The following is a 4833-nucleotide window of genomic DNA, read 5'->3' as shown; positions in this document are numbered from 1 at the left end:
GGGATCCGTTCACCATGCCGGTGATCACCGAGACCGGCGGCACGGTGAAGTTCCAGGATCTCGTCGAGAACAAGACGCTGACCGAGCAGGTCGACGAAGCGACGGGCATCGCCCAGCGCGTCGTCACCGAGTTCCGCGCCGGTTCCAAGTCGAAGGAGGATCTGCGTCCGCGGATCACCCTGCTCGACGCGGGCTCGGGCGAGACCGCGCGCTACATGCTGGCGCCGGGTGCGGTGCTGTCGGTCGAGGACGGTGCGACGGTGCAGGCGGGTGACGTGCTGGCGCGTGTCGCGCGCGAAAGCGCCAAGACCCGCGACATCACCGGCGGTCTGCCGCGCGTCGCCGAGCTGTTCGAGGCGCGCAAGCCGAAGGAGAATGCGATCATCGCAAAGGTCTCCGGCCGTGTCGTGTTCGGCAAGGACTATAAGGCGAAGCGCAAGATCGGCATCCAGCCCGAGGATGGCGGCGACGTCGTCGAATATCTGGTGCCGAAGTCGAAGGTGATCGACGTTCAGGAAGGCGACTACGTCAAGCGTGGCGACAACCTGATCGGCGGCAGCCCCGACCCGCATGACATTCTGGAAGTGCTCGGGATCGAGCCGCTGGCGGAATATCTCGTCAGCGAAATCCAGGAAGTCTATCGACTGCAGGGCGTGAAGATCAACGACAAGCACATCGAGGTGATCGTTCGCCAGATGCTGCAGAAGGTCGAGATCACCGAGGCCGGCGACACCACCCTGCTCCCCGGCGAGCAGGTGGATCGCGAGGAGATGGACGAGGTCAACGCGAAGCTCGGCAAGGGCATGCAGCCCGCGCAGGGCAAGCCGATCCTCCTCGGCATCACCAAGGCGTCGCTGCAGACCCGCTCGTTCATCTCGGCCGCGTCGTTCCAGGAAACGACCCGCGTGCTCACCGAGGCGGCCGTGCAGGGCAAGCAGGACACGCTGATGGGGCTCAAGGAGAATGTCATCGTCGGCCGCCTGATCCCGGCGGGCACCGGCGCGGGCATGAACCGCCTCAGGGTCGCGGCATCGTCGCGCGATGCGGCGCTCCGCGTCCAGCAGCGCAAGCTCGCCGAGGCGATGGCGATCACCGCGCCGACCAGCGCGGCGGCCGAACATGCCGCCGAGCTGGCCCGCTCGCCGCGCGATGCGCAGGGCACCGGCCCGGACCCGCTCGCCGCAGTCGTCCCCTCGGGTGACGGCAGCGACGAGGCTGCGGGCGAATATCTGAACGACTGATCCGGTCGCTCGACGTGAAAGAAGAACCGCCGTCCGGGGATGCCCGGGCGGCGGTTTTTTTTATCCAAGTCCCTCATGCCAGCGAAAGCCGCATCTCGATCGGCACACGGTAGGATGTCGGATGGGCGGTTGGACCTATATCATGACCAACAAACCCCGCGGTGTCCTCGACACTGGCGTGACGGCGTATCTCGCGGAAAGGGTCGATCAGCATCGGCCCGGGGCTGGTCCATCGTTCTGCCGACGCTACGGTTTGACGCGGCTTGTCCACGCCGAACTTCATGACTCGATGGGAAAGCCCTCACGCGAGAAAGGGCGCTCAAGGCGTGGAAGCGCGATTGGAAGATTGCGTTGATCGACGCCGCCAACGCCTAATGGGACGATCTGTTCGACCGCATCCCTGAGGCACGAGATGCCAGCTCTCGCTAGCATGACGGATGCGGGCTATCCCCGCACCAAGGTCACGAAACTATACGCCGGCCGGCCTTCCGCCGCCGGGTGGTCCTCCCGCGCCGCCTCGCGCCAGCCGGTGAACGGGGGGACGATCGTGTCGCCTTCCGCGTCGAGATGCACTTCGGTCAGTTCGACGCGGTCGGCGAACGGCAGGAACAGCGCGAACACCTCCGCCCCGCCGATCACCGCCGCATCCTCCCCGGCCAGCGCCAGCGCTCCGGCAACATCGCGCGCCACTTCGGCGCCTTCCGCCCGCCACGCCGGATCGCGCGTCAGCACGATATGACGGCGGCCGGGCAGGGGCGCGGGGAAGCTTTCGAAGGTCTTGCGGCCCATGATCATCGGTCGCCCCATCGTCTGCGCCTTGAAGCGCTTGAGGTCCGCCGGGAGCCGCCACGGCAGCCCGCCGTCGCGGCCGATCACGCCGTTGTCGGCGCGCGCGAGGTGCAGCGAGACACGGGTCACGCCGCGACCCTCGGCATCAATCCCCTGCCGGCGGGCTCGGCGTCGCCATCGGCGAAGGCGTTGCCGGCGCCGGCGGGACGCTGTATTGAAGAATCCACGCGGCCGCCGTCGCGGTGATGATGGTGATCAAATAGTCGCGCATCGCACCGTCTCCCAAACCATTGACTACACTTGTAGTCGATGCGGCTGAACGGCAGATTAACGAGCATTGTCATGCGCGAACGCTAGGCGAAATGGCGCGCGAGCGGAAGCCGCGCGCCGTCGCTGCCCTCCTCCTCATTCATCGTCATGCCGGACTTGATCCGGCATCCAGAGCCACAAAGGTCATCGCTCGCGACTCTGGATGCCGGGTCGAGCCCGGCATGACAGGAGATTACCCCCGCGCCTTCGCCTCGGCGCGGAAGCGGTGGAGCAACGGCTCGGTATAGCCGCTCGGCTGGCCGACCCCTTCGAACACCAGGGCCTTGGCCGCGCGATAGGCGAGATTCGCGTCGCCCTCGCCTGCCATCGGGCGATAGGCCGCGTCGCCGGCATTCTGCGCATCGACCTTCGTCGCCATCCGCGCGAACGCCTGATTGACCGCCTCTTCGGTCGCGACGCCGTGAAGCAGCCAATTGGCGAGATGCTGCGACGAGATGCGCAAGGTCGCGCGATCCTCCATCAGCCCGACGTCGTGGATATCGGGCACCTTCGAACAGCCGATCCCCTGATCGATCCAGCGCACGACATAGCCGAGGATGCCCTGCGCATTATTGTCGAGCTCGTCGCGCACCTCCTCCGCCTGCCAGTTGCGGCCGGGCGCGACCGGAACCGTCAGCAGCTTCTCCAGCGGCGCCGGCGCCTCCGCGCTGCGCTCGCGCTGGCGGGCGAAGACGTCGACGCGGTGGTAATGAGTCGCATGAAGCGTCGCCGCGGTCGGCGACGGCACCCAGGCGGTATTCGCCCCCGATCGCGGATGGCCGATCTTCTGTTCGAGCATATCGGCCATGCGATCGGGCGCGGCCCACATGCCCTTGCCGATCTGCGCGCGGCCCGAAAGCCCGCAGGCGAGACCGATCTGGACGTTGCGATCCTCATAAGCCGCGATCCACGGCGCGGTCTTCATCTCGCCTTTGCGGATCATCGCGCCGGCGCGCATCGCGGTGTGCATCTCGTCGCCGGTGCGGTCGAGGAAACCGGTGTTGATGAACATGATGCGGTCCTTCACCGCATGGATGCACGCGGCGAGATTGGCCGAGGTGCGGCGCTCCTCGTCCATCACCCCGACCTTGATCGTATGCCGCACGAGCCCGAGCAGATCCTCGACGCGATCGAACAGCCGATTGGTGAAGGCGCATTCCGCCGGCCCGTGCATCTTGGGCTTGACGATATAGAGCGAGCCCGCACGGCTGTTGGCGAATGCCCCCTGCCGCTTGAGATCGTGCAGCGCGATCAGGCTGGTGACGATCGCGTCGAGAATACCCTCGGGCGCCTCGCTGCCGTCGGGCAGCCGGACCGCAGGGTTGGTCATCAGATGCCCGACGTTGCGCACCAGCAACAGGCTCCGCCCCGGCAAAGTCAGCGTCGACCCGTCGGGCGCGGCGTAGACGCGATCGGGGTTGAGCCGCCGCGTCATCATCCGCCCGTTCTTTTCGAAACTGTCCTCCAGATCGCCGCGCATCAGCCCGAGCCAATTGGCATAGGCCGCCACCTTGTCCTCGGCATCGACCGCCGCGACCGAATCCTCGAGGTCGCAGATCGTGGTCAGCGCGGATTCGAGCACGACATCGGCGATGCCGGCAGGATCGTCGCGCCCGATCGGGTGATCGCGATCGATCACCACCTCGATATGCAGGCCGTTGTGGCGATAGAGCAGAGCCTTGTCGCGCCGCCCGACGAATTGCGCCGGATCGCGCAACACCGGATCGCCCGCGAGGTCCGCCCACGAACCCTGCGCCAGCGGCACCGCCTCGTCGAGGAATGCCTTGGCCCAGGCGATCACCTGCGCGCCGCGCGCCGCATCATAGCCGCCCGGCGCCGCGCTGCCGGGGATCGCATCGGTGCCGTAAAGCGCGTCGTACAGGCTGCCCCAGCGAGCATTGGCGGCGTTGAGCAGGAAGCGCGCGTTGAGGATCGGCACGACAAGCTGCGGCCCGGCGAGCCGCGCGATCTCGTCATCGACATTGGCGGTGCCGACGGTGAAGCGCGCGGGGTCGTCGACGAGATAGCCGATGCTCCGCAGAAACGCTTCGTCGACTGCCTCGCCGGCCTGATAGCGCGCATCGATCGCCTGCTGCAGCCGCTCGCGTTCGGCGAGCAGCGCCCGATTCTCGGGGGCGAGATCGGCGAAGATCGCCGCGGCGCCGCGCCAGAAATCCTCAGGGGCGATCCCGGTGCCCGGCAGCACGCGATCATCGACGAATTGCGCCAGTTCCGCCGCAACCTGCAATCCCGCTTTGTCGTTCATCGTCATCGCCTGCTCCTTTGTCCAAGGCGAATAGACCAGCCGTATCCTGATCGGTAGGCTATAAGAAATTGAAGCAGCTTTTCCTCCAAGGAACGAATGATGCTCGATCCCGATTATGAGCTGTTCGCCAGGGTGGTCGATGCCGGCAGCCTTTCCGCTGCCGGGCGGGCGCTCGGAATCTCCCCGGCGATGGCGTCGAAACGGCTCGCGCGGCTGGAGGAAAGGCTG

Annotated in this window: 4 protein-coding genes and 2 pseudogenes; 3 read left to right on the top strand and 3 right to left on the bottom strand. The window is 66.7% G+C overall.

What is annotated here, in order from left to right; translation table 11 throughout:
- Both BGN95_RS01720 and BGN95_RS01715 read left to right on the top strand, forming a co-directional pair.
- Positions 1-1241: pseudogene (locus BGN95_RS01720) on the top strand (DNA-directed RNA polymerase subunit beta'); the annotation flags it as partial.
- Between the two features lie 121 nt (positions 1242-1362).
- A pseudogene (locus BGN95_RS01715) lies at positions 1363-1616 on the top strand (GIY-YIG nuclease family protein).
- Between the two features lie 69 nt (positions 1617-1685).
- Here the strand turns inward: BGN95_RS01715 and BGN95_RS01710 are convergent.
- From BGN95_RS01710 to BGN95_RS01700, 3 genes are all read right to left on the bottom strand, one after another.
- The gene (locus BGN95_RS01710; protein WP_286771430.1) at positions 1686-2159 is read right to left on the bottom strand and encodes a dihydrofolate reductase; all 474 of its coding nucleotides are present in this window, start codon (positions 2157-2159) and stop codon (positions 1686-1688) included.
- Between the two features lie 16 nt (positions 2160-2175).
- On the bottom strand, positions 2176-2301 hold the full coding sequence (locus BGN95_RS01705; RefSeq protein WP_265268870.1) for a hypothetical protein: 126 nt from the start codon (positions 2299-2301) through the stop codon (positions 2176-2178).
- 231 nt (positions 2302-2532) lie between these two features.
- Positions 2533-4605, bottom strand: coding sequence for a malate synthase G (locus BGN95_RS01700; protein WP_502688232.1), 2073 nt, complete (start codon positions 4603-4605; stop codon positions 2533-2535).
- A 99-nt stretch (positions 4606-4704) separates the two neighbouring features.
- On the opposite strand from BGN95_RS01700, the gene BGN95_RS01695 reads away from it, so the two are divergent.
- The coding region (locus BGN95_RS01695; protein ID WP_286771435.1) for a helix-turn-helix domain-containing protein at positions 4705-4833 on the top strand (129 nt) is incomplete at its 3' end.

Source organism: Sphingomonas sp. 66-10, from assembly GCF_001897045.1.
GTDB classification, from domain to species: Bacteria; Pseudomonadota; Alphaproteobacteria; order Sphingomonadales; family Sphingomonadaceae; genus Sphingomonas; species Sphingomonas lycopersici.
This window is presented reverse-complemented; position numbering and strand designations above follow the sequence as displayed.

Bases quoted from the DNA above. Each gene is read 5' to 3' on its own strand.
- BGN95_RS01705 (WP_265268870.1), bottom strand. From the start codon at position 2,301: ATGCGCGACTATTTGATCACCATCATCACCGCGACGGCGGCCGCGTGG.
- BGN95_RS01700 (WP_502688232.1), bottom strand. From the start codon at position 4,605: ATGAACGACAAAGCGGGATTGCAGGTTGCGGCGGAACTGGCGCAATTC.